This window comes from Lentzea aerocolonigenes (assembly GCF_000955955.1).
GTDB classification, from domain to species: domain Bacteria; phylum Actinomycetota; class Actinomycetes; order Mycobacteriales; family Pseudonocardiaceae; genus Lentzea; species Lentzea aerocolonigenes_A.
Genome location: NZ_JYJG01000639.1, coordinates 1 through 419, shown reverse-complemented (window position 1 = coordinate 419; position 419 = coordinate 1). Strand labels below are relative to the sequence as shown.

1 pseudogene is annotated in these 419 nt (G+C 73.3%); it reads right to left on the bottom strand.

Going from position 1 to position 419, the window contains the following annotated elements:
- Positions 1-419 (bottom strand): annotated as a pseudogene (locus UK23_RS53510) (hypothetical protein); the annotation flags it as partial.

The following is a 419-nucleotide window of genomic DNA, read 5'->3' as shown; positions in this document are numbered from 1 at the left end:
TCGCCAGAGTCGTCCTTGCGGTAGCCCGGACGGTCGCTGGAACCCTCACGACGCTGGTAACCACCACGGTCGCCGCTGGAGTCGTCCTTGCGGAAGCCGCCGCGGTCGCTCGACCGGTCGCCGCGGTAGCCACCGCGGTCGTTCGAGTCGTCCTTGCGGTAGCCGGGACGGTCGGAACGGAAGCCGCCCCGGTCGTTCGAACGCTCGCCGGAACGGAAGCCGCCCCGGTCGCCGCCCGAGCGGTAGCCGCCACGGTCGCCGGAGTCGCTCTTGCGGTACCCGCCGCGGTCACTGGAGCCCTGGCCGCGGTAACCACCGCGGTCGCCGGAGTCGTCCTTGCGGTACCCGCCGCGGTCACTGGAACCCTCGCGGCGCTGGTAGCCGCCGCGATCGGAGCTGTCGCCACCGCGGTAGCCGGG